Consider the following 398-nt stretch of genomic DNA (forward strand, 5'->3'; position numbering starts at 1 on the left):
ATGGTAAGACATACTATTATGACGATAAAGGCAAAATGCTAACAGGCTGGCAACAAATCAATGGTAAATGGCATAGCTTCGAGGATTCTGGGGAAGCTACGGTAGGAAAATTCACCGCTTGGTCACGTACCAGTAGCAAGTTTGGACAATACAACTTCTATGCTAAAGAAAATGGCGAGATTTATGTAAATGAAACTGTTAGACTTGAAACAATACATGGATATAGAGACCATATCTTTGATGAGTATGGACATTTAACGATCAAATGGGACAGTTAAGATCCCTTGCATGTAATAATAAGATAATAAAAAAACAACAATGAATTTTTAGGGATTATAGGAGCGTGTTAAGAATGATCATAACAACAACTAATACTATTCAAGGTAAAGAAATTATTG

Annotated in this window: 1 pseudogene; it reads left to right on the plus strand. The window is 34.4% G+C overall.

The features are described from left to right. A pseudogene (locus tag MR109_RS29815) lies at positions 1-278 on the plus strand (cell wall-binding protein); the annotation flags it as partial. Between the last annotated feature and the right edge of the window lie 120 nt (positions 279-398).

It is taken from the genome of Bacillus cereus group sp. BfR-BA-01310 (genome assembly GCF_022664325.1).
GTDB classification, from domain to species: domain Bacteria; phylum Bacillota; class Bacilli; order Bacillales; family Bacillaceae_G; genus Bacillus_A; species Bacillus_A paramycoides.